Genomic DNA, 23,527 nt, shown 5'->3' on the forward strand with positions numbered 1-23,527 from the left:
GCATGATCCGTATGCTTATCTCAAGGATGTGCTGATGCGGCTGCCGACCCAGCGCGCCAGTGAGATCGCCGGGTTGTTGCCGCATAACTGGCTGCCGTTACGCAACCTGTAATGCCCGTTCGCTTACTGCCATACACGGATCACAGCGCTATGTTCGGTGTGGGGGAGAGCTCTCCTGCACGACAGATGTTTTTTTCGCCTTTTGAAGGGGACACCTGGCACCCACGTGGGGGATCGTTTAAAAGGTACAAAATTTCAGAGAGTTCATCGAATTCACAGTGCCATTTGTGGGACAATTGACCATTCCAACGCGTCTCTCTAACTACCGCTCTAAATACCCACAGCGCATCTGTGTGCGCTTCAAATGAAACCAGGGAACATCTTCGAGACGAGGTAACCCATCGTCCCGAAATTATTGATAGGTTTTGATCATGTCTAACGGTCCTGTTTTAATCACTGGGGGCGCCGGTTTTATTGGCTCCCATCTGACTGACGTCTTGCTTGCGAAAGGCTACACAGTTCGAATTCTCGATGACATGTCTACCGGCAAGCGCAGCAACCTTCCGCTCGATAATCCACGAGTCGAGTTGATCGAAGGCGATGTTGCCGATGCAGCAACCGTTGCACGAGCAATGGCTGGTTGCCGAGCAGTCGCGCATCTGGCAGCAGTGGCCTCGGTCCAGGCTTCGGTTGACGATCCTGTGCGTACGCATCAAAGCAACTTCGTGGGCACGCTGAACGTTTGTGAAGCCATGCGCCAAGCCAACATCAAGCGAGTGGTGTTCGCCTCCAGCGCAGCCGTATATGGCAACAATGGTGAAGGCTTCGCGATCGACGAAGACACGCCTAAAGCCCCACTGACACCTTATGCTTCGGACAAACTGGCGAGCGAATATTATTTCGACTTCTACCGGCGCCAGCACGCACTGGAGCCCGTTGTGTTTCGTTTTTTCAATATTTTTGGCCCGCGTCAGGATCCTTCCTCGCCGTATTCCGGTGTGATAAGTATTTTCAGCGAGCGAGCACAAAAAGGTCTGCCCATCACCATTTTTGGCGATGGCGAGCAAACTCGCGATTTTGTCTATGTGGAAGATTTGGTTGGCGTGTTAGCGCAGGCGATAGAAGCGCCGGAGGTCGAAGAGGGCGCCATTAACGTAGGCATGAACAAAGCCACCACGCTCAAGCAAATGCTCGGGGCGTTGGCGGAGGTTCTGGGAGAATTGCCGCCTGTTAGTCACAGTCCGGCGCGTTCGGGTGATATTCGCCATTCACGAGCGAACAACCAGCGGCTACTTGAGAGATTCGATATGGCTGAGCCAACAGCGATGAGTGTTGGACTAGCAAGATTGCTGGGACGTGAGGCTTGTTGATCCGCTGAAAAAACGAAGTTCGGCGAATCTGGCCACGTTGTTTCCATAACGCGGCCAGCCTTAACCAAGCACTTGATTAGCGCTCTACGATACCTGTCGGAGAGCGCTTTTTGAGCTTCATAGTTTGGTAGCCCCGCCACGCCAGAATAACCACCATTCCGCACAAAACCCCCAGCGCATTAGCCACCATGTCACCCAAGGACGCGGTGCGCAGCGGCATCAAGCTCTGCTCCAGCTCGATCAGCATCGAACCCACTAGCGGCCACAACAGCAACCAGATCAGCCGGGTCTTGGGGAACGCCAAAAAGGCGCTCACGGTCAAACAAAAGAACCCCGCCCAGTGATGCAGCTTGTCCTGATTTTCGTACACCTGAGGCACCGGCTCGCCGCGCATGCCGGCGAAACACAGTACCAATAGGATCACGAAAAACGCCAGCTTGGGCAGGACACGCAGAATTCGCTGTTTCATTCGGTGACCTTGTAGAAGTTGCTGTGGAACAGATCGATGTTACGACGCTCCGTCAGCGAGTACAGCGAGTAGCTGCGAGCCAGTGCAGCGCCACCGTCTCGGGTCAGCGGTGACCAGGCCAGTGAGGCGCGGCGGGTGGTGGAGCTGGACATCAGTTCATCGAACGGAATCGAGAAATAAATACCCTTGCCGAAACTACCCTCGCCATACTCTTCCTTGGTCGCGTTGGTGACCGTCACCCAGCCACCGAACCGCACGCCATTGCTGAACTCGCGGGACAGGTCCAGGGTAACCCCCAAATCCTTGGCCAAGTAGCGCCCGACACTGAGCGCGCCGAGGATGTCCTGGAACGAACTGCGGTAGTAAAGAGTGGCATTCCCGGTGATCGTACTGTAGTCACGCAGCCCGAAGCCTTGATTGAAATCGCGCTGCTTGACCCAGTTCATGTCCACGCCTACGGCCCAGCGCTCGCCCATCGGACGGTACAGCGCTTCACCACCGACGCCGGCGTACATCGATTCGAGATAACCGCCGTAGAGCATGCCGTAGAGGTCCTGGTCCAGCTGTTTGACCTTGTTCACTTGGAAGGTCGGCATTGTGACTTCCGAGGTCGTCATGTACTGACGCAGGTCGGTACGCACACGGGGCAGGCCGCTGGGGGCGTCGTACTTGAATTTGTCGAAGTTGTTCGCCAAGTTGGCGCTCAGAGTGCCGCTCCACCACAAATCAGGCTGGAAGCGATACTCCGCGTTCAGGTCCGCACTGAACTGGTACAACAGGAATCCGTCGGGGCCACCGACGTTCTGTTTGTAACCCAGGCCCAGGCCATAGGTGAACGGATCCGGCTTCTGCGCGAACAGGGTTTTTTCCTGATGCGGCACAGGAACGTTCTGCTCGGTGACCCGGCGCAGGTCTTCCACCGGACGGTCTTCCTGAACCACTTCACGGAAAGTGTCCCGGGGCAGGCTGACTTCCTGGACCGGTAAGCTGTAGCGCGTATCGACCAGGGTGAACCAGTCGATCTTGTCGTTGACGCTGTTATCGAGGATGCGCGAGGCGCGGCCGACGGCTTTCGGGGTGTGGAAATAACGGCCCTGTTCGCCGTAGACGATCAGCTCGGAATCGCGTTGGGTGATGCGCGAGACGGTATAGCCTGCGTTGTTCTGCAAGCGCTTGGCGACACCGGCCCATTGCACGTCGGTGGGCGCGGTCGTTGGTTTGACATCCGGCACGGGTTCGGGCTTCGGGTCGAAGCTTTTGGTCGGTGCTTTGCGGGTGGCGAAGTTGGTGTGCAGGGTGATGCCGAACATCGCGGTGTTGCCGCGTTCCCAGGCGGCGTGGAGGTCGACTGTGTCGTTGGCTTTGAACACCAGGCCGAGGTTGATCGGGGAGTCCTGGACTTGGTTGTTGCTTTGCGGCTCGTGCTGGTAGTCGTTGCCTTCGTATTCGAGTTTCAGCGACAACGGGTCCCAAGGGGTTTGGTAGGTCACGCCGCCGAAGAAGGAGGGGGAGCCACGGAAGTAAGTATTTCCGTTGAAATCACCCACTTGATCGTTGTTTGGAGTTGGTCGCTCGTCGAACTTGTCGTCCACCCAGCCTAGGGGGTTGTCGATATCTCCACGGTTACCGATGTAGCCCCAAGCAAGGCCCAAACTCAGGTCAAAACTACCCAGGCGTTTGTTACCGACAAAATATTCACTGGAGAACAGACCGGTACCACCAATGTCACGCGCGCCTAATGCGACCTGCGGTATCCAGTGGCTTTCCTCAAGCAGGCGGATTTTGGCGTCAATCGCCTTGTCTTTGTAGCTTTGGCTACCGCTCAAGGATTCCGGACCATAATCGCGGTTGCTGATCGAGGTGTAACGGAACGACCCTTCCAGCCAATTGAAGGGCTGAAAAGACATGCTGTAGCGGCTGTAGGGATCAGTACGGCTGGCAGTTAAAGATAGTTCGCCAGCTGGCGCCATGCGCGCGCTGGGAGTCTGCAATAAACCTACGCCACCAAAGTCGCTCTGTGTATAGCGCGGCTCGGCTACCGCCCATGTGCAGCAGCCAAGCAACAGGCAAGGGATCAAATGACACTTCATGGCTTCACCTCCAGCAGCGGCTGGGTGGCGATGAAAGCGGCCAGTTCGGTGTTCAGATCAGGCGTAGGATCACCCTTGGCGCTACTGCGCAGCGGCACATAAATACGCGCTCCCGGCGCGGGCGGTACAGATTTAGTTTCGTTCCAGAGCGCGATACCTTGCTGGAAAACGCGCCCATCCGGCTGGATGACAAAGAGCTGATCAGCGTCGGCGCCAGGATCACGCGGACAGCTTTTCAGATAGCTGATGGCCGGCTGCAAAGGCTGGTACGCCAGCTCGCATTCACCCAGCACCGCGCCCACTACCCTTACTGTGGTAGGACGGGGAGGGTACAGCAGCACATCACCATTGCTCAGGTAGGGGTTGTCACCACGGTTCAGTTCAACCCGTACTGGATCGAGCTGGGCCACCCTACGACCGGTCACCGGCATGGCTTGCACTTTGTCGCTCAGGCGCGCAGCGAGCGCTGCCAACCCGGTCTCGTCATCCTGAAGCGCGTTGCTTCGCATGGTTGCAAGATCAAAGAGTACGCCCAACTTCAGGCGCTCCTGCGCATTGCGCAGCGGGACATGCAACCACGCAGCACCGAGCAGGTAAGCCTTCGGACTAACCTGGGCTGGCAGCAAAACGTCATGCAGGCGAGTGCCTTCCTGGAACGGGTAACGCCCGGGTTTGGTGGCATCGCCTTGCACGGTTACCTGCGATTCAGCATTAACGGCAAACGTCATGAACAGGCTGCAACAAAGCAGCCAGGAGGAACGAAGAATCATTGCACTACCGGCTTATTCGGGCGCACTTGAACAATGCGTAGGGGCAATTCGGGGGTCAGGTGCTGGACACTGGCCATGATGAAGCCGTCGGCAGGGTCGACCCAGTACTGGTTCCGCGCGCTAAAGCTCAGACCGTCCATTGCGATCTCTTCGTCCACGCGCAATAACTCCACATTGCGGTCAAGGATGTGTACGGTTTCCAGGCCTTTTTTCTCAAAGCGGCTGGTGAGGATCACGCCCATCCGATAACCGTCGGTAAAGTCCACCTGACGACGGGTTTGCAGGCCATTGACGATGCGGTGTAGACCGGTCTTGAAGGGGGATTCACCTTCAAAGCGGGTGCCATCGAGGTTGTCATTGAAGCCGACACTGCGGATGGCCAGGCCGTCCTCAAACATCAGGATCTGGCGAGTCGAGGCCATCCAGAATCCTACACCTTCCTGAAGACGCACCAACGCCATCACTGCTTCACCCGTAGGTGCGGCAATGGTGATCTGGTAGTACGGAGTCGCATCCACCTGTTGGCGGGTTAGTTCCAGGGGCTCAGGTCCTTCGAAAGCGGCCTTGAGTGTATCCATGGAAGCGGTCATCAACGGGTTGCAGGCGCTCACCAGCAAGGAGGCCACCGATAGGGTGGCCAGTCGCAGAAATTTCACAAGAATTCCAGTTCTTAGTTGTTGCCCAAGTCATCCTGAATACCGACACCCGTACTCAACAGGTTGGCGGTCGGGAATACCTGGCTGATAAAGCGGTTCCAGCGGGTGACATCGGCGGGGCCGACATAGACCACATCCTGCGGTTGCAATTTGAAGTGCTGAGCAAGGGCGAAGGCCGAAGGCGATTTCAGATCAATCTGAAAGACCTTGACTGGTTCATCCGCAAGATTCTCTACCCCGCGGATTACATAAACCTCCTTACCGCTGGAGGTTTCCTGGCGCAAGCCGCCAACACTGCCAAGAGCATCGGTGAGGTTCATGTTGCTGCCCTTGAAAATAAGGGCGCGCGTTGCGACAACTTCACCCAACACATAGACCTTTTTCTGGTCATTGTACGGTAGGTGCAATTGATCGCCGTCTTTCAAATATAGGCTTTGCAGGTTCGAGTTTTTGCGATTGAGCGCATCAAGATCGATGAGGTATTCACGACCGTCGCGCTTGAGAACCAGACCTGAGATGTCAGCAGATTCTGCCACGACTGAGCCTTGTCCTATAGCATCCAATAGCCTCAGGGGAGTATTGGTGATTGGAACCTGACCAGTTTTAAGGAACGCACCGGAAAGAATAACCTTCTGGCTGACAAAGCGCAGGATGCTGACATCCACTTGGGGCTCTGCGACTACCTTGGCCAAGCGGGACGCAATAATCGAACGCAGATCTTCGATAGTTTTACCGGCAGCTTCGATCGTTCCTACGTAAGGATAGAAGAGCGTGCCATCCGGGCGGACCAGGCGTCCGTTCGCTTCAATTTGCTGCTGTGGGCCGGAAGGCGCCGTCAGCTCCGGGTGGTCCCAGACAGTGATGTAAATAAGATCACCAGCACCAATTCGGTATTCTGCCGGCTGGTAGCGCAGCAACTCCGGCGCTACGGCGTTCGAATGATCAGAGGCAGCTTCAATAGCCACCAACTTCGGTGTAATCGGAACCAGCTCGATCCGGCTGCTTTCGGGTGAACCTTCACGTACCAGATTGCCTGTGTCCATGTGCTGACCAGGGGAGAAAATGCAGCCTTGCAGGGTCAGGCCAACCAGCATGGCCAAGGGAAGCGCGCGATTCATTGTCGAAATTGCTCGAAGGGAAAAGGCAAAACAAAACCTCCCAGCAGGGCTGGGAGGTTAGCGTATCGAACTTTAAGCGGGGAGAGTTACCGAGTGCCAGTAGTACCTGAAGTGCCCGAGGTGCCACCACCAGTAGTGCCCGGAGTACCGTCGTTGCCACCACCACCACTGCTGTTGGAGGCAGCGACGCCGATAGCGACAAGACCCGCGCCAATGGCCAGACCGGTGCCAACTGTTACAGCACCTGCGATTGGCGTCGACAGGGACAGGCCCGAGGTCGCCTCAGGTGCGGTAGCAGTTGTGGTAGGGGCTTTTGCAGGAGCTGTTTCAGCAGCCATCAAAGGCAGACTGATGGAGGTGACGAGGGCCAAGGCCAGTAGCTTTTTCATGTTCATGCTCCTTGAAAGGATAGTCCCTGAGGGTTATTGGATAAGAGTATTGCAGTAGGTGTCTGTAATGCAAGCTAGAGCTGTTAAGGCAAGGCTTTTTGGAAATTTTTCTGCTGGAAAATATAGGAGGGGCGGCCTCTACACGATAATTTTTTCTCAGTGGCGCTTGGTTGCATAACCCTGAGGATTAAGCAGTTGCCAGCGCCAGGTATCGGCCATCATCTCCTGCAGTCCTCGCTCCGTCTTCCATCCGAGCTCTAGTTCGGCCTTACGAGGGTCAGCCCAGCATTCGGCGATGTCACCCGGGCGACGGTCCACTATTTCGAACGGTACTGGTTTCTCGCTAGCTTTTTCAAAAGCGCGGATCATTTCCAATACGCTGTAACCGGTTCCGGTTCCTAGGTTCCAGGTATTTACACCATTTTTTTGAGTTATCGCTTGCAAAGCTTTTAGATGCCCCTCAGCTAGGTCGACCACATGGATATAGTCGCGTATGCCGGTTCCGTCGGGGGTCGGGTAATCGGCACCAAAAACCGCGAGTTGTGGAAGTTTACCGATTGCCACTTGGCTAACATACGGGAGCAGGTTATTGGGGATGCCATTTGGATCTTCACCGATCAGTCCGCTATCGTGTGCGCCAACTGGATTGAAGTAACGCAGCAATGCGATACTCCAACGGGAGTCAGAATTTGCTAAATCCTTTAATAACTCCTCAACCATCAGCTTGGAACGACCATAGGGGTTGGTTGGAACCCCAGTCTGGAAGTCTTCGTTGATCGGCATTTGCGTCGGTTCACCATAGACTGTCGCGGAGGAGCTGAATACAAGACGAAATACCCCCGCCGCAGCCATGGCTTGGCAAAGAGTTACACTGCCTTTGACATTGTTGTCGTAGTAACAGAGTGGCTTACAAATACTCTCTCCAACGGCCTTTAATCCTGCAAAGTGCAGGACAGCGCTGATCCGATGTCTGGAAAAAATATCATCGAGCAATTCGCGGTCTCGGATATCGCCTTGAACAAATACAGGCTCTTTGCCACAAATTTTTTCAACTCGCAGAAGTGACTCCCGCGAACTGTTGCAAAGGTTATCCAGTACAACCACTTCGTAACCAGCCTGGAGCAGAGCTAAGGTGGTGTGGGAACCAATGTAACCAGCGCCACCGGTAACCAGAATCTTCTGAGTCAAAAAATAGCTTCCATTCAAAAAGTCATAGAGGCAGTACGTGCATCAGGCCCTACCATATTTATCTTCAAAGCGTACGATATCGTTCTCGCCCAAGTATGAGCCGGATTGTACTTCAATCAGCTCTAATGGGATGACACCTGGGTTCTCCAAAGCGTGGACCTGCCCAATCGGAATATAAGTCGATTGATTTTCCGTAACCAGGTAGGTCTTTTCACCATTAGTTACTTTGGCGGTACCACTAACGACAATCCAATGCTCTGCACGATGATGATGCATCTGGACTGATAACTTTGCACCCGGTCTTACCGTAATGCGTTTAACCTGATATCGGTGACCGTTGTCGATGCTGTCATAGGTCCCCCACGGGCGATACACTTCACGATGGTTGATATGCTCACCGCGAGAATCTACTTTCAACTGTTCGACTATTTTCTTCACGTCCTGTACATGGTCTTTATGGGCGACCAGTATCGCGTCCTTAGTTTCAACTATTACCAAGTTTTCCAAGCCAACAGTTGCTACAAGGCGGCTATCAGCATGCACATATGTATTGCGTGAGTTTTGATCAAGTACATCGCCCTTAAAGACATTTCCCTGCTCGTTTTTCTCGCTAACTTCCCAGAGCGCCGACCAAGAGCCGATATCGCTCCAGCCCGCGTCCAGTGGCACCATCACGGCATCAGAGGTTTTTTCCATTACCGCATAATCAACCGAGTCCGCCGGGCAGGCGGTAAAGGCTGCCTGATCCACACGCGTGAAGTGCATGTCTTGCGAACCACCCGCTAAAGCATCGCGACACGCCACAAAAATATCGGGACGGAAATGCTCTAACTCTTCCAGATAACGACGGGCGCGGAACATGAACATTCCGCTGTTCCAAAAATAGTCGCCGCTAGCTAGGTATTCCTGCGCGGTTAGCTGGTCGGGTTTTTCGACAAAACGGCTCACCATAAAACCATCGGAACCTATGTTGTCGCCTTTTTCGATATAACCGTAGCCGGTTTCCGGATGTGTTGGAACAATGCCGAAAGTGACCAATTTGCCAATTTGGGCCAATGGCAAGGCAGCCCGGATGCTGGCTTGGAATGCTTGATCATCCCGAATTAGATGGTCTGCAGCCAGGATCAGCAATACTGGATCTTCAGAATCGTTGCAGGCCTGCAGAGCTGCCAAGGCTATAGCTGGCGCTGTATTACGGCCTACTGGCTCAAGCAGGATATTGACCTGTTCCATCCCCAGGAGACGCATTTGCTCGGCTGCGAGGAAACGGTGCTGCTCGTTGCAAATCAACCGTGGTAACGCGGCGTCCAGCCCCTCAAGCCGTTTTATGGTGGCCTGCAGCATGGAGAAGTCGGCATCGGCCAGCGGGAGAAACTGTTTGGGATTGAGTTGCCGCGAGAGCGGCCACAAACGGGAGCCGGAACCACCTGCCATGATTATCGGGAAAAACATTTCAAGCGTCCTTTGCATGGTTCGAAGAGTTAACGCAGATCATCGAGATAGGCACGTGTGTTGTCGTGTACTTCTTCGCTCGCCTGCGCGTCGGTCAATGGCCACCAGCGATAGGAATCATGCTGGGTGTTCGTTGGTTGCAGGTCTTCGCCTTCCGCCAGAACAAGCTGATAAGCGAGTACTACGTAATGGGTGTCCGGACTGTTGCCCGAATCGCCAAATACGCTGTTGGTATAGAAATGCTCATATGCACCTAGCATACGAGCTTCGCTACGCTGGAAGGCTTTGCCCAATTCCTCTTTGGTCAATCGACTAAACGCTACATCCATCGTCTCGTTTTTCAAGATGCGCCCGCCAGGAACGAACCAAACGCCCTGTGCTGGTCGGTTTAGCCTCTGGCCTAGAAGGATTTCTCCGTGGGAGTTTTGTACAACCAGATCCATTGAAATTAATGGTGTTGAGGCAACAACGGTGCGAAACAAATCATCACTGAGCCACATGATTAAATCTCAGCCAGAAAACGTGTCAGGATGTGGTCTTTGTCAAGAAACTCACTCGCATAGCGGGTGGCAATTACGTTTGGTACCGGCATAGCTAAAACCGCTTCAATACCCATAATCAAGGCGCGAACCGACTCGGGTTCAACCAAAGTAGCGATGCCTGGATACTCCGAACAGAGTAATCCCAAACTTGTATCAGGATCGGCGGTTATCAACGCATTTCCACCCACCGCCAGGATATTAGTAAGTTTGGATGGCAAAACCGCATCTGCTGCACCGCGTTTTTGGATAACCAGATGGCAATCTGCAGATGCCAGAAGTGACGGTAAATCCTCATAGGGCTGTAGAGGCGCAAAAATCACATTACTGAGCCCACGTTGCAGACACATATCCAGCAAGCGCGCTTTCCCAGCCCCCTCACCAACAACCAAGAAGACCAACTCCGTTCGTTCTGCTAACTGTTCAGCGGCGTCAATAACACATTCCAGACCTTGCTTTTCGCCGATATTTCCAGAGTAAAGTAGCACTCGCTTGGCCGGATCTACACCGAGTCGGCTCAACAGTTGTGCATTACGTGGTACATCGTGGAAGCGGGCTGTTTCCGACCAGTTCGGAAAGAAACGCAGCTGTTCTTTATCTACACCCTTTTGCTCCGCCCGTTGCAGCATGCCACTGGAAATTGTAGATACTCTGTCAAATGCGCGTAATACCGCTCGTTCAAAGGCAAAAGCGAAACGTTTGAGTTTGTCGCCTTTGACGATAGAAAGGCCAAACAGGGCATCCACTTCGTAGTCCTGAATGTGCAGTACCGACTTTGCGCCTGTCAGCTTTGCCAAGGCGAGAGCCTGAGGTGCGCAAAACATAGTCGGCACCACAAGCATGACCAGATCGGGCTTCCATCTCAGCTGTGCCAAAACCGCAAATGCCGAAGACAGGGAGAAACTGATCAGGTGTAGCAAGCGCTTGATTGCAGTCGGACGGGAAGGAACATAGAGCGGGCAACGAATGACCGTAACACCGGCTTCCTGACGCTTAGAAAAACGCCAGGAGCTGAAGCCTTGCCATACCTTCCAGTCCGGATAGTAAGGCGGCGCCGTCACTACTCGGACTTCATGTCCCTGAGCTGCCAGCCAGCAGGCCATTTCGCCGCTGTATTTACCGATGCCAGTGAGCTCGGGACTGTAATTGATGCCGTATAGCAGGATCTTCATCAGTGCGTCCGTGCTTCTTCCACGTTGTTGACATACCAGTCGTAGGCATCACGCAGTCCATCTTCCAGATTGATAATGGCCTGCCAGCCAAGCGCGTTGAGTCGCGACACATCCATCAGCTTGCGCGGTGCGCCATCTGGTTTGCTGGCATCGAAGCACAACAGCCCAGAGAAACCGGTAACCTTGGCAATGGTTTCCGCCAGCTCGCGGATAGTGCAGTCCACGCCGGTGCCGACGTTAATGTGGGAAAGCATTGGCTGGGTGTTGGTTTGATAGGTCATGCTATCCAGCGCCATCACATGCACACTGGCTGCAGCCATGTCGTCGACATGCAGGAACTCTCGCATCGGATTGCCGCTGCCCCAGATAACTACTTCCTCGTCACCGCGTTTTACCGCTTCGTGGAAACGGCGCAGCAGTGCCGGAATCACATGGCTGTTTTCCAGGTGATAGTTGTCGTGCGGGCCATACAGGTTGGTTGGCATCACGCTGCGATAATCTCGGCCATGCTGACGGTTGTAGCTTTCGCACAGCTTGATACCTGCGATCTTGGCGATGGCGTAGGGCTCGTTAGTCGGCTCGAGAATGCCGGTCAGCAGCGCCTCCTCCTTCATCGGTTGTTCCGCATGCTTGGGATAGATGCAGGAAGAGCCGAGAAACAGCAGCTTTTGCACGTCGTTGGAATGCGCGGCCTGGATGACATTGGCCTCGATCATCAGGTTTTCGTAGATGAAATCCGCCGGGTAGGTATTGTTGGCGTGAATGCCACCCACCTTAGCTGCGGCCAAATAGACTTGGTCAATTCGGTTTGCCCTGAAGAAGTCCTGCACCGCGTTCTGGTCAAGCAGGTTCAACTCGTCGCGACCGGCAGTCAGTATATTGTTGTAGCCCAAAACCTGCAGGCGGCGGACGATGGCCGAGCCGACCATTCCGCGATGTCCAACAACAAAAATGTTCTGATTCATTATACCGGTCACGCTTAGTTCTCCGTCGACACTGGCAAGTCATGGCCGTGCAGCTTTAGCAGGGCGTGACGTTGCGCGACCTTGAGATCTTCACGAACCATCTCCGCGCACATTTCCTGCACCGTGATTTCCGGTACCCAGCCCAACTTGGTCTTGGCCTTGGTAGGATCGCCGAGCAACGTTTCCACTTCGGCAGGGCGGAAGTAGCGTGGATCAACACGTACTACTACATCACCTACCTTAAGCGCCGGTGCCTTGTCACCGTCAATGCGCTCGACAATACCCTGTTCATCCACACCTTCGCCTTCGAAGCGGAGGCTAACTCCCAACTCGGCGGCAGACCACTGAACAAATTCACGAACCGAATATTGCACACCAGTAGCAATCACGAAATCTTCCGGTTGCTCCTGTTGCAACATCATCCACTGCATACGAACATAATCTTTCGCGTGGCCCCAATCACGAAGTGCATCCATATTGCCGAGGAACAAGCATCGCTCCAGGCCTAACCCGATATTGGCAAGGGCGCGGGTGATTTTACGGGTCACGAATGTTTCACCACGGCGCGGTGATTCGTGATTGAACAAGATGCCGTTACAGGCATACATGCCATAGGCTTCGCGGTAGTTTACTGTGATCCAATAAGCATAAAGCTTGGCCACTGCATAGGGCGAGCGCGGGTAGAAAGGGGTTGTTTCCTTCTGTGGAGTTTCCTGCACCAAACCGTAGAGTTCGGAGGTGGAGGCTTGATAGAAGCGAGTCTTTTTCTCCAGCCCAAGTAGGCGGATAGCCTCGAGAATGCGCAGAGTACCCATGGCATCCACATCTGCGGTGTACTCAGGTGACTCGAAGCTCACGGCTACGTGAGACTGGGCGCCAAGGTTGTAGACCTCGTCCGGCTGCACCTGCTGAATGATGCGGGTGAGGTTGGACGAATCGGTCAGATCACCGTAGTGCAGAATAAAATTCTGATTGTCGACGTGTGGGTCTTGGTAGATATGGTCTACACGCTGGGTATTGAAGGAGGAGGCACGGCGTTTGATGCCATGCACTTCATAGCCCTTTTCCAGCAGGAATTCTGCGAGGTAGGAGCCATCCTGGCCGGTGATGCCAGTGATAAGAGCTTTTTTTTTGGTCATCTATCTTTACTCGTTCAATCAGTGAAAGGTAACACTACGGGAGTGGATCAAGGCGGCAAAGGTCTAGCGAGCGGATCACAGGCACCCTGCTTATTTATTGCGTGAGACTTTTATCGCTTGCTGGTAAATCTCCATCAAAGAGGCGTAATTGGCTTCCTCAGTGTATTTGTTTTCGAACTCGGCTCGCGCACCTCGGCCCAGTTTTTCCAATAGCCCTGGCGTTTCCCAAGCAGCGCGAATTTCTTGCAACAGGGACTGCGGGTTGGCAGGCTGGAAGACGACACCGCTTTTGCCATGCTGTACGATTGAGGGCAAGGGGCCTAGGTCGGAGACCGAGGCTGGTGTACCGAAAGCAAATGCCTCACGAACAACCATCGGGAAACCTTCAAACCACTCCGAAGGCAGAACTTGTAAACGAGCGTTAGCTATCTGCCTTTGCGCCTCATCTGCCGTGACGTGGCCCAGAAAGCGAACAGGCAAACCAGCCGCCATGCGCTCAAGTTCCGGTCGCAGTTCCCCATCACCCACCAGACGCAGTTCAGGAGCCGCAGTGCCCCAAGCCTGCCAGGCACGCAAGAGGCTGATAACACCCTTTTCCGGGGTCAGGCGCCCAGCAAACACGATATAGGGTTTACGGTCGGGCCAGGCAACAATCGCCGGATTACCGGGATAGAAATTGGGTTTGACATGCACCTTATCCCGTGGCAGCCCGGCTTCGATCATCAACTCGCGCTGGAACTCGGAAAGGCAGATAAATGCATCTACCTGATGCGTCCAGGTACCCAAAGCCCGATGTATACCCACGTTTAAAGCTAGTGGCAGCGTCGCTGCACGACTGCCGCGGTAGCAGCCATGGATCATGGCAGGCATGGGCGAGCGCTTGTCGAAGCAATCGATGCAAACCTTGCCATCGCGCATGGGTATCGCGGCAGGGCAGAAAAGACGGTAATTGTGCAGAGTCAGAACACGGGCTGCGCGGCTGCCAATAGAATGAAAGATCGATGGGGAAATTAGCGGAAAAGTATTATGGACATGGACTACATCCGGTTTGAATTCCTTCACCTGTTTTAGAATGGCTTTTGCCATCCAAGGGTTCCAGGGGGTGGCCAGTGCCCCCGCTACCACGCCCAAAGCGCCTCTGGCGTGAAGTTCATCGTTTTCACGAGTGAAAAATTGCAGCTCGTGCCCATAATTGAGAAGGAGTTGTTTTTCCGTTTGGAAAACTTGATTTTCGCCGGATGGAGATGCAGAGCCGTAGATGTTATGAGCAAGAACTAAGCGCAAATGGATGCTCCTTGAATTTCAAATATTGCGAGTAAAATAAGCTGCTCGATTGAATAGTTTAACCAGAAAAAGTTTGTTTTGGTCACAAATCAACGCAGGCACACCTTCTCCACTCATTTGTGTTTTCGAGTAAAGCCCGCTAGCAAGTGTGCAGACTTATAATTAAAACGATATCGGCGCATAAAGATAGGTACTAAATAAATTGTCGCTACGGCACCAAAAAAATAAACAGTTGCTGGAAGTAAGGCTCCTCTAAGAATAAAAAACAAGAAGAACGAAGCATACACGTACAGAGTAAAGTGCAAATAATTTCCGGTTAGCGATAATGCTTTAATCTTTATACAAAAATATGACGTTGCTATTGCAAAAAAAACTATACCGATTGCGCCGAAGTCAAGGTATCCCTCTGCTACAATAGGAGCCGAAAGATTGTTGAACCACATTTGATATTTTCCTGAAAGATAATCGCCAATCATAACGCCAGTGGGGTAGGGTTTACTCTCCCATAATGACCTGGGAATGAAAAAGAAAACACTACCTATTAGTTGCCCTCCCATGGTATGTCCGGATTTGTTGACCATTTCTATAGTTGCGACAAAATTTGCCCACGCATCATAATGCAATTCAAGGAAGTGCTTTAATATTGCATCAGTCACTGCCGAATAGGATAAGGAAATTTCCTCTCCACGTTTAGCGTGAGTGAGTAGTGATGAGGCAGGAAAGGCAACTACCATAACGGACAGTATAAAATAAAAAAACAATCTCCCCTTCCTGACGATTACTGGGAACGCCAACGCTATTATCGAAAGGTAAACGGGGCCGATCGCATTCCGCCGTTCTGTCAAATAATTCTTTGTTGCAAAAACACATAACAAGAGAATCACAAAGACAATTAATTTCTTACTGCTCTTAAGGTTGGTCTGCAACAAAATAGAAATTGCGAAAAATGGAATAAAGTAAATAATTTTATATTTTAGTGCTTGACTAGTCGGGTCTGTCTCTGTCTGGATCAGTGCGGATGATGCTGACATATCTAAAAAAGCGTATATAGAAATACACGCCGACACGAGGACTAATGCACTTATTGATATTTTGTCGTTTGATGTAGCTATCGTAATGGGCTGGCAGCGAACCTTTTTCAGAAAAAATTCGGTACTTATAATAAACACCAGCAAAAAGAACGCTACGTATAAGTTTGCATAGCTTGCAGTTTCCGCGTCAAGCAGCATTGTATTGACCAAGACGCTAGGAGAGTACGCTAACTGCACTACAGGCGCAACAACGAAAAACAGAGTAAAAAAAACAAGTGCGGATATTATCAAAGCATTATTTTTTGCGATATACCGAGGGAGCACCGCAGCTATCAGGCCGCTTACCGAAAAAAATGATAACACTAAAGACATCTCTATTGACGTCCAAACTAAGCAAAGAGGAATAAAAGCAATGCCGAGCGAGATTGATAGCGTGACCAAATCTATGGGTTTATAGCCAATTCTACTCATTGTGATCTAACTTCTACTCTATGGAAATATTATAGCGTTATTCAACGCTGAGTACGCGGCATAACATGGCAGCACCATACCGAAAGTCCAAGTGTTGCGCTCAGCTTGCGGCAGCATGCTCTGAGACGAACTCTGTGAGTTTGCAATAAGCAGTTGGTGGCGAGCTTTTTATTTATGGATAACTATACCTCAGATTTTACATAAGTTCGTGTTAGGATAAGCTTGTGTTTTTGTTATGGGCTATCCCTTCTATTCTCTCGCTGGAAATGTAGTTCATACAGCTTGAGTTCTTGTGATAAATCTTGACATTTTGAAACTTGTCCGCAAGTAAAATCATAAGTAGCTCGGCGGGGAGCGCGCCTGGCACCAATTCGATGTTGTTGTTTGTTGTTATCTCGTCGAGTGCTATTCTTTTGATGTGCGGATGAGGTTTTACGAATACTCTACCTAATTTAGCGAGCTTCGCTATAAACTCTACATCCATTTCCCAGTCCGACAAATATACTCTTGCCAGATCTAAGCTTTCAAGATTTTCGACTTTAAAACCTGGGCTAAAAACCTCAATCAAACTGTCTTTATTACTTGATATCCAGAATGAGAAATCGTCTTCTATTTTTTCTATCTTCTTCGATAGAAATGGGATGTTTTTTTTATAAAGAGAAGGGTTGAATATGTGGATCTTCTTGGTAAGGGATGCACCTCCGAAATAGCAGCCCACCCCAAGGGCGGTAAAAACTAGATTCTTTAACTTATTAGGTATCAGATCTGTTCGATAAGTCCCTATCCCTTCTTCATACACATGAATCTCTGTTTTTGGTGATTTTATTTTAAGCTTGAGAAGATTGATAAAAAGCTTCAGACCCACATCGCTATCAATAAAAACCCTCTTAGGGTTTTCATCGGCGGCAGCACGAAGCGCATCATCTCTTGTTTTGAATAATATTGTTTTTTTAAATGCCTTTTCTAGTTGTACGGTTGCTGCGATTTCTTGTGAGCCGTTAAAGCTATCCACCAAATATAAATAATCGCATAAGTTTTTCTTGTTTAAAATCATGCAGACCATGATTTGAAGTGGTTTTGTGCAAATAAAAATATTCATTAGGTAATAGTGTTTTATGTGAGTGCTGCTTAAAGTAAGCGCGCGGTGCTTGATTGAATAGAGATCTCTACTTTGAGATTGGTGCGTTGGTGCTGTGCTGTGGCAATGTTTGAAACGGATTTTGTTCGAGGTTTTTCACATGGTTAGGTGCAGAATTAAGCATCTGGTCTGATGCTGGCTGCTATATTTTATGAAGAGTTTATTCGTAAGGGGCTGGTTGGTAAATGTGGCTGTGAATTCACAGCCACATTGAAAGTTAATGTGTTGGGGGTTTTTTATTCGATATTGCTCCATGAAATTAGCGTGTCAGTTTCTATGTCGCATATGACATTTTTGCCAATAACTTCATCCCAATGCGTAGGGCTAATGCCATGGCCTGGACGCTTGGCAATTAAATTTTCTTCTGATAGCTTTTCACCTGCTTTTATATTACGGGCTGCAACAATACTACGTCTTGCATGCAGACGGGCAGACTGTTCCTTCTCTAGATTTTTACTTTCCCCGGAGATTAAGGTTCTATAAGACTCTACTTTTTCCATGAAACGCCTAAGGTCGTGCTTATCCATGGCGTGATAATGGTCATTGCCTGGCAGAGCTTTGTCATGGGTAAAGTGTTTTTCTAATATGCAAGCGCCAAGCAGTACGCTTGCTTCTAGTGCGCTAATAGTCTCGTCAGGAACGACATGGTCGGAGTAGCCTATTAGACAGTCTGGAAATGTTCGGCTAAGTACTTTGATCATTCCAAGTTGGGCATTTTCTTTGGGGGTAGGATAGTTTAGTACGCAGTGAAGCAGTGCTATATTTTTTGCCCCTGCTTCTCTAGCGACATTAATGGCATGCTCAATTTCTGCCAATGTTGAAGCACCTGTCGACATTATCAGAGGTTTTCCGGTTTTTGCGCACTTCCGGATCAGTGGGATATTTGTGATGTCTGCAGAAGCAATTTTGAAAAGTGGCATTAAAGGGTTTAAAAAATCTACTGCTTCGAGATCAAAGGGCGTTGATAAAAAATCGATGTCAAGTTCTTTGCAGTATCTTGCAAGCTCTGCGTAATCTTCAGGTTCAAAGCTGTCGTACATCTGAAATAGCTTGTATTGGCTTTCGGTTGACTCTTTGGTTGTGTCCCAGTAAGCAGGACTATGTCTAGAGGCAATTTTCTCAGCTTTGTAAGACTGAAATTTGGCTGCATGAGCTCCACCTTCCTTGGCCTCTTTGATGAGTCGCTTTGCTAGCTCCATATCTCCACTATGGTTTACGCCGATTTCAGCTATCACATATGGTTGAAGTGGATTGCAAATTATGTGTTTGCCAATTGTGAAGTGCTTATTCTGCATTTTAGAACTACTCTTTTATTAAGGAGGTGATTTGGGAGATTACTCGTTTCTTTCCTTGACTCAAGTCGAGAGCTCGCAGCTTTGAAATCATATGTAATCGTGCAATATCGTTTTCGACTAAAGTGCGAATATTTCGAACTATATCTACATCGGAGGTGTCGAGGCGGTAGCCTAGATTTATAATGCCATTCTCTTCTGATGCGAAACTATGTGTTGTCTCTCTTTCGTTTTGGCAAATAACTATTGTAGGAACAAGAAGTGAAGCTAGCTCGAGTACCGTGCGTCCACCTGAAGTAATCGCAACGTCAGCTTTGTACATGAAGTCTGAAATTCGAGACGTACTTGAGGCTAGAGTGATATTGGCGTCAGAGTGGGTGCTAATTACTTCAGAAAGCTCGCTTTGATGACTGTAACCAGGGCCAGTTACGATATCTAGAGCTATATTTTTTTCTATACAAATTGGTGCGATCAAATTTGTTATGCGAGCTGTTAAATTGCCTTCATCAACTCCGCCAAATGTAATGAGGATTCGATCTACGCTTTGTTTGTTCAAAGGTTCTGGAGTGTAAAGAAACTCATCGCGCAAGCAAAAGAATTCAGGGCCAACTAAGGCGTGCGGCACTGGTAATGATCCAGGGTAGAGTGCGTTAATAACAAGGTCTGCATATGGGTATCCAGCGCCGAGATCTTCAAAGTTTACAACTCTGCAACCAGTGGATTTCAGATTCTTTATATATTCTTCGGATGTGTCTAGGATGTCATTGATCACTAAGTCGGGAGCTAGACCTTTGATAGTTTCAAATAGCTTTCCGTCGGGGGAATAATGTACATTGTAGTTGTGTTTACTGATGTGTTCGCCAGCTAATTTGCTTTTGTTTTCGCATACGAAATAAAGATCGTAGTTTACGAGTTCGTGCGCAAGCATTGTTGCGCGATACGCATGTCCTAGGCCTACTTCAGGGTATCCGACTACCGAAAACACAACTCGCTTTCTTTTTAGTATGCTTTCGCATAAATAGAGATCTTCAAAAGTATCAATATCAAAGCTTCTTCTTTGAGGTATCTCCAGCAAAGAAGTGTTGTTACCTATTCTTGAGCCGCTTTTTAACTGATTTCTGGTGCACCCGATAACTGCGCCGGTTTCCCGGTAGTTTTTTGGTAGTTGTTGACGATTGACTCTAGCGGTGTATGTCGGCTGGGGCTTGCCTTCATTTATAGTCCAGCACAGGTGGCGATCATCGACTACCGAGAGAACTGTATCTACTGATGTGTTTCTAAAAAAATCGAGTGCATGTTCCAAATCAATGGGTAGTACAAGCGGCGAGGTCGGTTGTACTGTTATGATAATGTCATAGTGTTCATTGTATTTTTTTTCGGCTGCTTCAGTCGCATGAGCAATAACAGGATCAAGAGTTGCGCTGTCGATTGCAAGTGATTGCGGCCGCATAATTATGTTTGCGCCGAAGCGCTCAGAGAGGAGTGCAATTTCGTCGTCGTCTGTAGTGACGATTACTCGGTCAATGCCAATTGCATTTTTACATGCTTGAATTGCGTAATAGATCATTGGCTTTCCTGCCAAAGGTCTAATGCTTTTTCGTGGAATTCCTTTCGATCCACCTCTGGCAGGAATAACCGCTAGTACTTTCATTTTGATATCCACGTTGTAGTTAGTTTGTAGCTTTGATTAGTTTTCGGTACGATATAAATTTTATTAGAAATACTAGGGAAAATGCGGTGCATAGCCCAAATGGCACGGCCAATTCCCTTGATATGCCGAGATATAGCGGTGTGGATCCTGAAAAAACAATAAATCCGCAGATGTGGCTAATGATTATTTGTCTGTCTTTTCCTTTGGCGTAAAGACCATAGTGAGGGATCATGGATATGCAAAATATAAGTACCGCAAGCATGATCCATGGATAAAGCATTATTTGTTCATGGTATAAAGGTTTGTCGATCCAATCTAGAATAGGCTCTATCATAAACATGGAGGTCGCAGAGAAAATTAGGCTTACCGCTATTGTTTGTTTTATTAGTTTCCGCATCTCGGTATTGAATTCTTCGGGCTTGTTTTGTGCATGAGCTGCTATCAGCTTTGGATAGATGAACGTAAATACCCCAGAGTCTAGAAAAGACATGAGAGCGTTAGCAAGTCCGAAAAACAGTACGTAAGCACCTAGAATGTTAAGTCCGACTAGGTGCTCTACCAGGTAGCGGTCTAGGGTGAAAATTCCTCGTAATGCAAGCGTTGCAATCAGGAAGGGAATAGCTATTTTTATTCCAGATATTAGCCACTGCCAAGCTACTGGTTTGCTCCAGCCTCCAGCTCCTGTTTTTACGACATAGAGAACACCAGTGCTGCATGCTATAAATGAGCCTGCTGTCCAGAACATAAGCGTATAATTTAACGAACGAAAGTCTGGACTCAGGTACATTATTAGTACAATGGATAAGGCCCAGGCCCCCATTCGCAGGAATAAAACTATACTGGCTTCAATTGGTTTTGATATTGCAACTAGCAATCTGTTTAGTTCTTGGCTTATATGTTCAAATATAAGTAAGGGGATAAACCAGTGTAGTGTGTGCCACGGTAATATGTTTTCGGTGAAAAGTAGCAATAGAATTGGTGAGAATATTGCGTAAAGTACTAAGTATAGTGCTAGTTGGCTCTTGAGTATCAATCCCCACTCGGATTTTGGTTTACTTGCGATTTCACGAGTCGTGTAAATGTAAAAATCTAGCCCGACAAGAAAAAGTGCGTAGCTAATAGTCGCGGTAATTAGGCCATATAGCCCAAGCTCTTCAGGTTCTAGGTATCGTGCAAGAACAAAAACGAGCAAAAATTTGCTGGCTAAGGTTGCTGCTCGAAGGGCTATATTACTCAGACGGGTGATGTGGGGCGTGTACATCTATTGTTAGCCTGTATCGTGAGTGATGCATGTGATTATGCTTTAACATTGATCTCTGATGAGGAGAGCTTTATCCATTTTGATGTGTTGAAGCATATAGCGCATTTCAGTTTGTGCTTTCAATATGTCAACCATGTGCAAGTTGAATTACACCAAGTCAATAGTCGATTTGTGTTGCGAAACTCTCCAGCTCACTCTGACCTGCACGATAGAGTAGTCGTCGATGCTGAGTATGTCTGCACTTGCATTGAATGTCTCGCCATCGGAATTGACTAGGGTAGCCTAGCTTTTTCACAAATTCGTTTGGGAGTTGAGGCTCTATGAATCGTCTGCAGATTTATTTGTTCGCGGCGGTCTGTTTCAGTAGATGTCCTTGGAAAGGAGTGTAAAGGGCGTTTTGATCAAAATCTTGATATCTAGCCACAACGACCAGTTGTTGATGTATGTCAGGTCGAGTTCTACCCGCTTTTCCATTTTTTCGATGGTTTCTGTCTCGCCACGACATCCACTAATTTGCGCCAGTCCAGTAATTCCGGGCTTGATTCGGTGTCGGGCCATATAGGCGTCGATCTTGCCTGTGTAGTAGTCGTTGTGAGCCATGGCGTGAGGGCGAGGGCCAACCAGCGACATACGACCTTGCAGTGCGTTGAACAGCTGTGGCAATTCATCGATTGAAGTGCGGCGGATGAATTGGCCGACACGGGTAATACGGGGGTCGTTACGACTGGCCTGTTTGACTTCCTGGTCGTCGTGCATGCGCATGGAGCGAAACTTCCAGACCTTGATGATCTTGCCGTTCCAGCCGTGGCGTTTTTGCTTAAACAGCACCGGACCGGGCGATGACATCTTCACGGCGAGGGCAGTGGCCAGCAGCACGGGGCTTAGCAGGATGATGGCAATCAGCGCGACCGTGCGATCCAGTAAGGCTTTGGAAAGTGCCGCGGTAGGGTAGGAAGTTAGCGGACTTTCATTGAGGTGGATCGCAGGGAGTCCCTCGATTTCCGATACCGAGTGGTTCAGCAGAATCAAGCTTCGCAGGTCGGGAATCCAGATGACGTCGACGCTGGAGTCCAGCAAATCGATGTAAAGTTCCTCGATCTTTTCGGCTTCGGTCAGTGGCAATGCTATGTAAAGCCGGCGAATGCGATGGGTCGCGATAAGGTCACGCAAGTGGGCGAGACTGCCCAGAATAGGGTAAAGGCTGTCGCTTGGTAACGGCAGGTCGTCCGCCGCCACCAGGCCTATCAACGGTTCGTTTTTTTGCAGGGCTAGTTTGTCTGCAAGATCGAGGGCCAACTCGCCCGTGCCGACGATCAGCGACGTGCGAGCCGACTGAAGTTTCTGCTGGTAGCGTCTGGCCAGATTATGCAATGGCAAGTACAGGCACGCTTGCAGTGCGAAACCAGCGAAGATCCACGTCAGGATCACTTCGCGGGAGAACAGTTCACTGGTCTTGGTGATGAAGGCTATAACCATCAAGCCCGAGAGCAACACTAACCATCCGGCAAGCAGACGGCCAAGCCCGACCACGTAACCATGATGCTTGTGGTAGACCTGCATCATGGAATAAGCCGGTACCGAACCCAGCAGCATGAAAGCGCTAAGCATGCGGTACTGGGTATCGACTTCCCCTGTTTTCATCACAGCCAATGCACATAGCAGGAGGGTGAGTACGGAGATTGCGGCCAGCCATTGGGCCCAGAACGTAAGGCTGCGGCCTGCTGGCATCGTGGTGCTGCGCTTGCGTATCAAGATAAGGTCCCTCGCGTTGGATGGACATAGCCGTCCAGGCTGTGCCCGCTGAGAGGAGGAATTACCTCCATGCAGCTGGAGTTACTGTTTGGGCCTGAGGCACAAACCGGTCGTTGTCGTGGCGTTCCCCGTATCCGTGGCAGGGGACGCACTTGCCTTGGCCAATATCAAGGTTTTGGGCACGCTACCGCCCCAGGATTCACCGTTGGTTTCCTGAGAACGTGCGCCGTGGGTGCGACGTGAGCCGAATGCACAAGCGCTGGCAATTTTTCTGGAAGAGAGGATCAATCAGGCAGGGCCGAGTCTTTGCTCGGTTAATAGCGCGCAGAG

Annotated in this window: 21 protein-coding genes; 2 read left to right on the top strand and 19 right to left on the bottom strand. The window is 50.2% G+C overall.

Annotation, left to right across the window (positions count from 1 at the left end; genetic code table 11):
• Together BZ163_RS07740 and BZ163_RS07745 are read left to right on the top strand one after the other, a co-directional pair.
• Positions 1 to 112 (top strand): transposase domain-containing protein (locus tag BZ163_RS07740; RefSeq protein WP_143510995.1); only part of this gene is annotated, 112 nt, incomplete at its 5' end.
• Positions 113 to 431: 319 nt separating this feature from the next.
• A complete protein-coding gene (locus tag BZ163_RS07745) occupies positions 432 to 1,370 on the top strand; it encodes an NAD-dependent epimerase/dehydratase family protein (protein WP_128870438.1) in 939 nt (312 codons plus the stop codon).
• A 76-nt stretch (positions 1,371 to 1,446) separates the two neighbouring features.
• Here the strand turns inward: BZ163_RS07745 and BZ163_RS07750 are convergent, their stop codons facing one another.
• From BZ163_RS07750 to BZ163_RS07840, 19 genes are all read right to left on the bottom strand, one after another.
• Positions 1,447 to 1,839, bottom strand: coding sequence for a VanZ family protein (locus BZ163_RS07750; RefSeq protein WP_128870439.1), 393 nt, complete (start codon positions 1,837 to 1,839; stop codon positions 1,447 to 1,449).
• A complete protein-coding gene (locus tag BZ163_RS07755) occupies positions 1,836 to 3,929 on the bottom strand; it encodes a YjbH domain-containing protein (protein WP_128870440.1) in 2,094 nt (697 codons plus the stop codon). Before BZ163_RS07755 ends, BZ163_RS07750 begins: the two co-directional genes overlap by 4 nt.
• Positions 3,926 to 4,699: a capsule biosynthesis GfcC family protein gene (locus BZ163_RS07760; protein ID WP_128870441.1), complete on the bottom strand. Its 774-nt coding sequence runs from the start codon at positions 4,697 to 4,699 to the stop codon at positions 3,926 to 3,928. Before BZ163_RS07760 ends, BZ163_RS07755 begins: the two co-directional genes overlap by 4 nt.
• Positions 4,696 to 5,355 (bottom strand): YjbF family lipoprotein, encoded by a 660-nt coding sequence (locus BZ163_RS07765; RefSeq protein WP_128870442.1) that lies wholly within the window; start codon positions 5,353 to 5,355, stop codon positions 4,696 to 4,698. Before BZ163_RS07765 ends, BZ163_RS07760 begins: the two co-directional genes overlap by 4 nt.
• Before the next feature lie 14 nt (positions 5,356 to 5,369).
• Positions 5,370 to 6,473 carry a polysaccharide biosynthesis/export family protein gene (locus tag BZ163_RS07770; protein ID WP_128870443.1) on the bottom strand — a complete coding sequence of 368 codons (1,104 nt, stop codon included), beginning with the start codon at positions 6,471 to 6,473 and terminating at the stop codon, positions 5,370 to 5,372.
• 86 nt (positions 6,474 to 6,559) lie between these two features.
• On the bottom strand, positions 6,560 to 6,862 hold the full coding sequence (locus tag BZ163_RS07775; RefSeq protein WP_128870444.1) for a hypothetical protein: 303 nt from the start codon (positions 6,860 to 6,862) through the stop codon (positions 6,560 to 6,562).
• Between the two features lie 156 nt (positions 6,863 to 7,018).
• Positions 7,019 to 8,050: a UDP-glucose 4-epimerase GalE gene (gene galE / locus BZ163_RS07780; RefSeq protein WP_256578967.1), complete on the bottom strand. Its 1,032-nt coding sequence runs from the start codon at positions 8,048 to 8,050 to the stop codon at positions 7,019 to 7,021.
• 42 nt (positions 8,051 to 8,092) lie between these two features.
• Positions 8,093 to 9,502 (bottom strand): mannose-1-phosphate guanylyltransferase/mannose-6-phosphate isomerase, encoded by a 1,410-nt coding sequence (locus BZ163_RS07785; protein ID WP_128870445.1) that lies wholly within the window; start codon positions 9,500 to 9,502, stop codon positions 8,093 to 8,095.
• 29 nt (positions 9,503 to 9,531) lie between these two features.
• Positions 9,532 to 10,002: a GDP-mannose mannosyl hydrolase gene (locus BZ163_RS07790; protein WP_128870446.1), complete on the bottom strand. Its 471-nt coding sequence runs from the start codon at positions 10,000 to 10,002 to the stop codon at positions 9,532 to 9,534.
• 2 nt (positions 10,003 to 10,004) lie between these two features.
• Positions 10,005 to 11,213 (bottom strand): glycosyltransferase WbuB, encoded by a 1,209-nt coding sequence (locus BZ163_RS07795; protein ID WP_128870447.1) that lies wholly within the window; start codon positions 11,211 to 11,213, stop codon positions 10,005 to 10,007.
• Positions 11,213 to 12,178: a GDP-L-fucose synthase family protein gene (locus tag BZ163_RS07800; RefSeq protein ID WP_371916793.1), complete on the bottom strand. Its 966-nt coding sequence runs from the start codon at positions 12,176 to 12,178 to the stop codon at positions 11,213 to 11,215. The genes BZ163_RS07795 and BZ163_RS07800 overlap by 1 nt, the downstream gene beginning before the upstream one ends.
• A 14-nt stretch (positions 12,179 to 12,192) precedes the next feature.
• Positions 12,193 to 13,317, bottom strand: coding sequence for a GDP-mannose 4,6-dehydratase (gene gmd / locus BZ163_RS07805; protein WP_128870449.1), 1,125 nt, complete (start codon positions 13,315 to 13,317; stop codon positions 12,193 to 12,195).
• Positions 13,318 to 13,407: 90 nt separating this feature from the next.
• Positions 13,408 to 14,601: a glycosyltransferase family 4 protein gene (locus BZ163_RS07810; protein ID WP_128870450.1), complete on the bottom strand. Its 1,194-nt coding sequence runs from the start codon at positions 14,599 to 14,601 to the stop codon at positions 13,408 to 13,410.
• A 113-nt stretch (positions 14,602 to 14,714) separates the two neighbouring features.
• Complete coding sequence (locus tag BZ163_RS07815; RefSeq protein ID WP_128870451.1) at positions 14,715 to 16,103, bottom strand: hypothetical protein; 1,389 nt, start codon at positions 16,101 to 16,103, stop codon at positions 14,715 to 14,717.
• Positions 16,104 to 16,314: 211 nt separating this feature from the next.
• Entirely contained in the window at positions 16,315 to 17,157 is an 843-nt protein-coding gene (locus BZ163_RS07820) for a polysialyltransferase family glycosyltransferase (RefSeq protein WP_128870452.1), read from the bottom strand.
• A gap of 320 nt (positions 17,158 to 17,477) precedes the next feature.
• On the bottom strand, positions 17,478 to 18,536 hold the full coding sequence (locus BZ163_RS07825) for an N-acetylneuraminate synthase family protein (RefSeq protein WP_128870453.1): 1,059 nt from the start codon (positions 18,534 to 18,536) through the stop codon (positions 17,478 to 17,480).
• A 7-nt stretch (positions 18,537 to 18,543) separates the two neighbouring features.
• Positions 18,544 to 20,184 (bottom strand): cytidylyltransferase domain-containing protein, encoded by a 1,641-nt coding sequence (locus BZ163_RS07830; protein ID WP_128870454.1) that lies wholly within the window; start codon positions 20,182 to 20,184, stop codon positions 18,544 to 18,546.
• Between the two features lie 19 nt (positions 20,185 to 20,203).
• On the bottom strand, positions 20,204 to 21,445 hold the full coding sequence (locus tag BZ163_RS07835) for a lipopolysaccharide biosynthesis protein (RefSeq protein WP_128870455.1): 1,242 nt from the start codon (positions 21,443 to 21,445) through the stop codon (positions 20,204 to 20,206).
• Positions 21,446 to 21,805: 360 nt separating this feature from the next.
• On the bottom strand, positions 21,806 to 23,197 hold the full coding sequence (locus BZ163_RS07840; RefSeq protein WP_371916794.1) for an undecaprenyl-phosphate glucose phosphotransferase: 1,392 nt from the start codon (positions 23,195 to 23,197) through the stop codon (positions 21,806 to 21,808).
• Between the last annotated feature and the right edge of the window lie 330 nt (positions 23,198 to 23,527).

Origin of the sequence: Pseudomonas sp. VI4.1, assembly GCF_002029345.1 — a bacterium.
In the GTDB taxonomy this organism is placed as follows: Bacteria; Pseudomonadota; Gammaproteobacteria; order Pseudomonadales; family Pseudomonadaceae; genus Aquipseudomonas.

Bases quoted from the DNA above. Each gene is read 5' to 3' on its own strand.
- BZ163_RS07745 (WP_128870438.1), top strand. From the start codon at position 432: ATGTCTAACGGTCCTGTTTTAATCACTGGGGGCGCCGGTTTTATTGGC.
- BZ163_RS07750 (WP_128870439.1), bottom strand. From the start codon at position 1,839: ATGAAACAGCGAATTCTGCGTGTCCTGCCCAAGCTGGCGTTTTTCGTG.
- BZ163_RS07755 (WP_128870440.1), bottom strand. From the start codon at position 3,929: ATGAAGTGTCATTTGATCCCTTGCCTGTTGCTTGGCTGCTGCACATGG.
- BZ163_RS07760 (WP_128870441.1), bottom strand. From the start codon at position 4,699: ATGATTCTTCGTTCCTCCTGGCTGCTTTGTTGCAGCCTGTTCATGACG.
- BZ163_RS07770 (WP_128870443.1), bottom strand. From the start codon at position 6,473: ATGAATCGCGCGCTTCCCTTGGCCATGCTGGTTGGCCTGACCCTGCAA.
- BZ163_RS07775 (WP_128870444.1), bottom strand. From the start codon at position 6,862: ATGAAAAAGCTACTGGCCTTGGCCCTCGTCACCTCCATCAGTCTGCCT.
- BZ163_RS07785 (WP_128870445.1), bottom strand. From the start codon at position 9,502: ATGTTTTTCCCGATAATCATGGCAGGTGGTTCCGGCTCCCGTTTGTGG.
- BZ163_RS07790 (WP_128870446.1), bottom strand. From the start codon at position 10,002: ATGTGGCTCAGTGATGATTTGTTTCGCACCGTTGTTGCCTCAACACCA.
- BZ163_RS07795 (WP_128870447.1), bottom strand. From the start codon at position 11,213: ATGAAGATCCTGCTATACGGCATCAATTACAGTCCCGAGCTCACTGGC.
- BZ163_RS07800 (WP_371916793.1), bottom strand. From the start codon at position 12,178: ATGAATCAGAACATTTTTGTTGTTGGACATCGCGGAATGGTCGGCTCG.
- gmd (WP_128870449.1), bottom strand. From the start codon at position 13,317: ATGACCAAAAAAAAAGCTCTTATCACTGGCATCACCGGCCAGGATGGC.
- BZ163_RS07815 (WP_128870451.1), bottom strand. From the start codon at position 16,103: ATGAGTAGAATTGGCTATAAACCCATAGATTTGGTCACGCTATCAATC.
- BZ163_RS07820 (WP_128870452.1), bottom strand. From the start codon at position 17,157: ATGATTTTAAACAAGAAAAACTTATGCGATTATTTATATTTGGTGGAT.
- BZ163_RS07825 (WP_128870453.1), bottom strand. From the start codon at position 18,536: ATGCAGAATAAGCACTTCACAATTGGCAAACACATAATTTGCAATCCA.
- BZ163_RS07830 (WP_128870454.1), bottom strand. From the start codon at position 20,184: ATGAAAGTACTAGCGGTTATTCCTGCCAGAGGTGGATCGAAAGGAATT.
- BZ163_RS07835 (WP_128870455.1), bottom strand. From the start codon at position 21,445: ATGTACACGCCCCACATCACCCGTCTGAGTAATATAGCCCTTCGAGCA.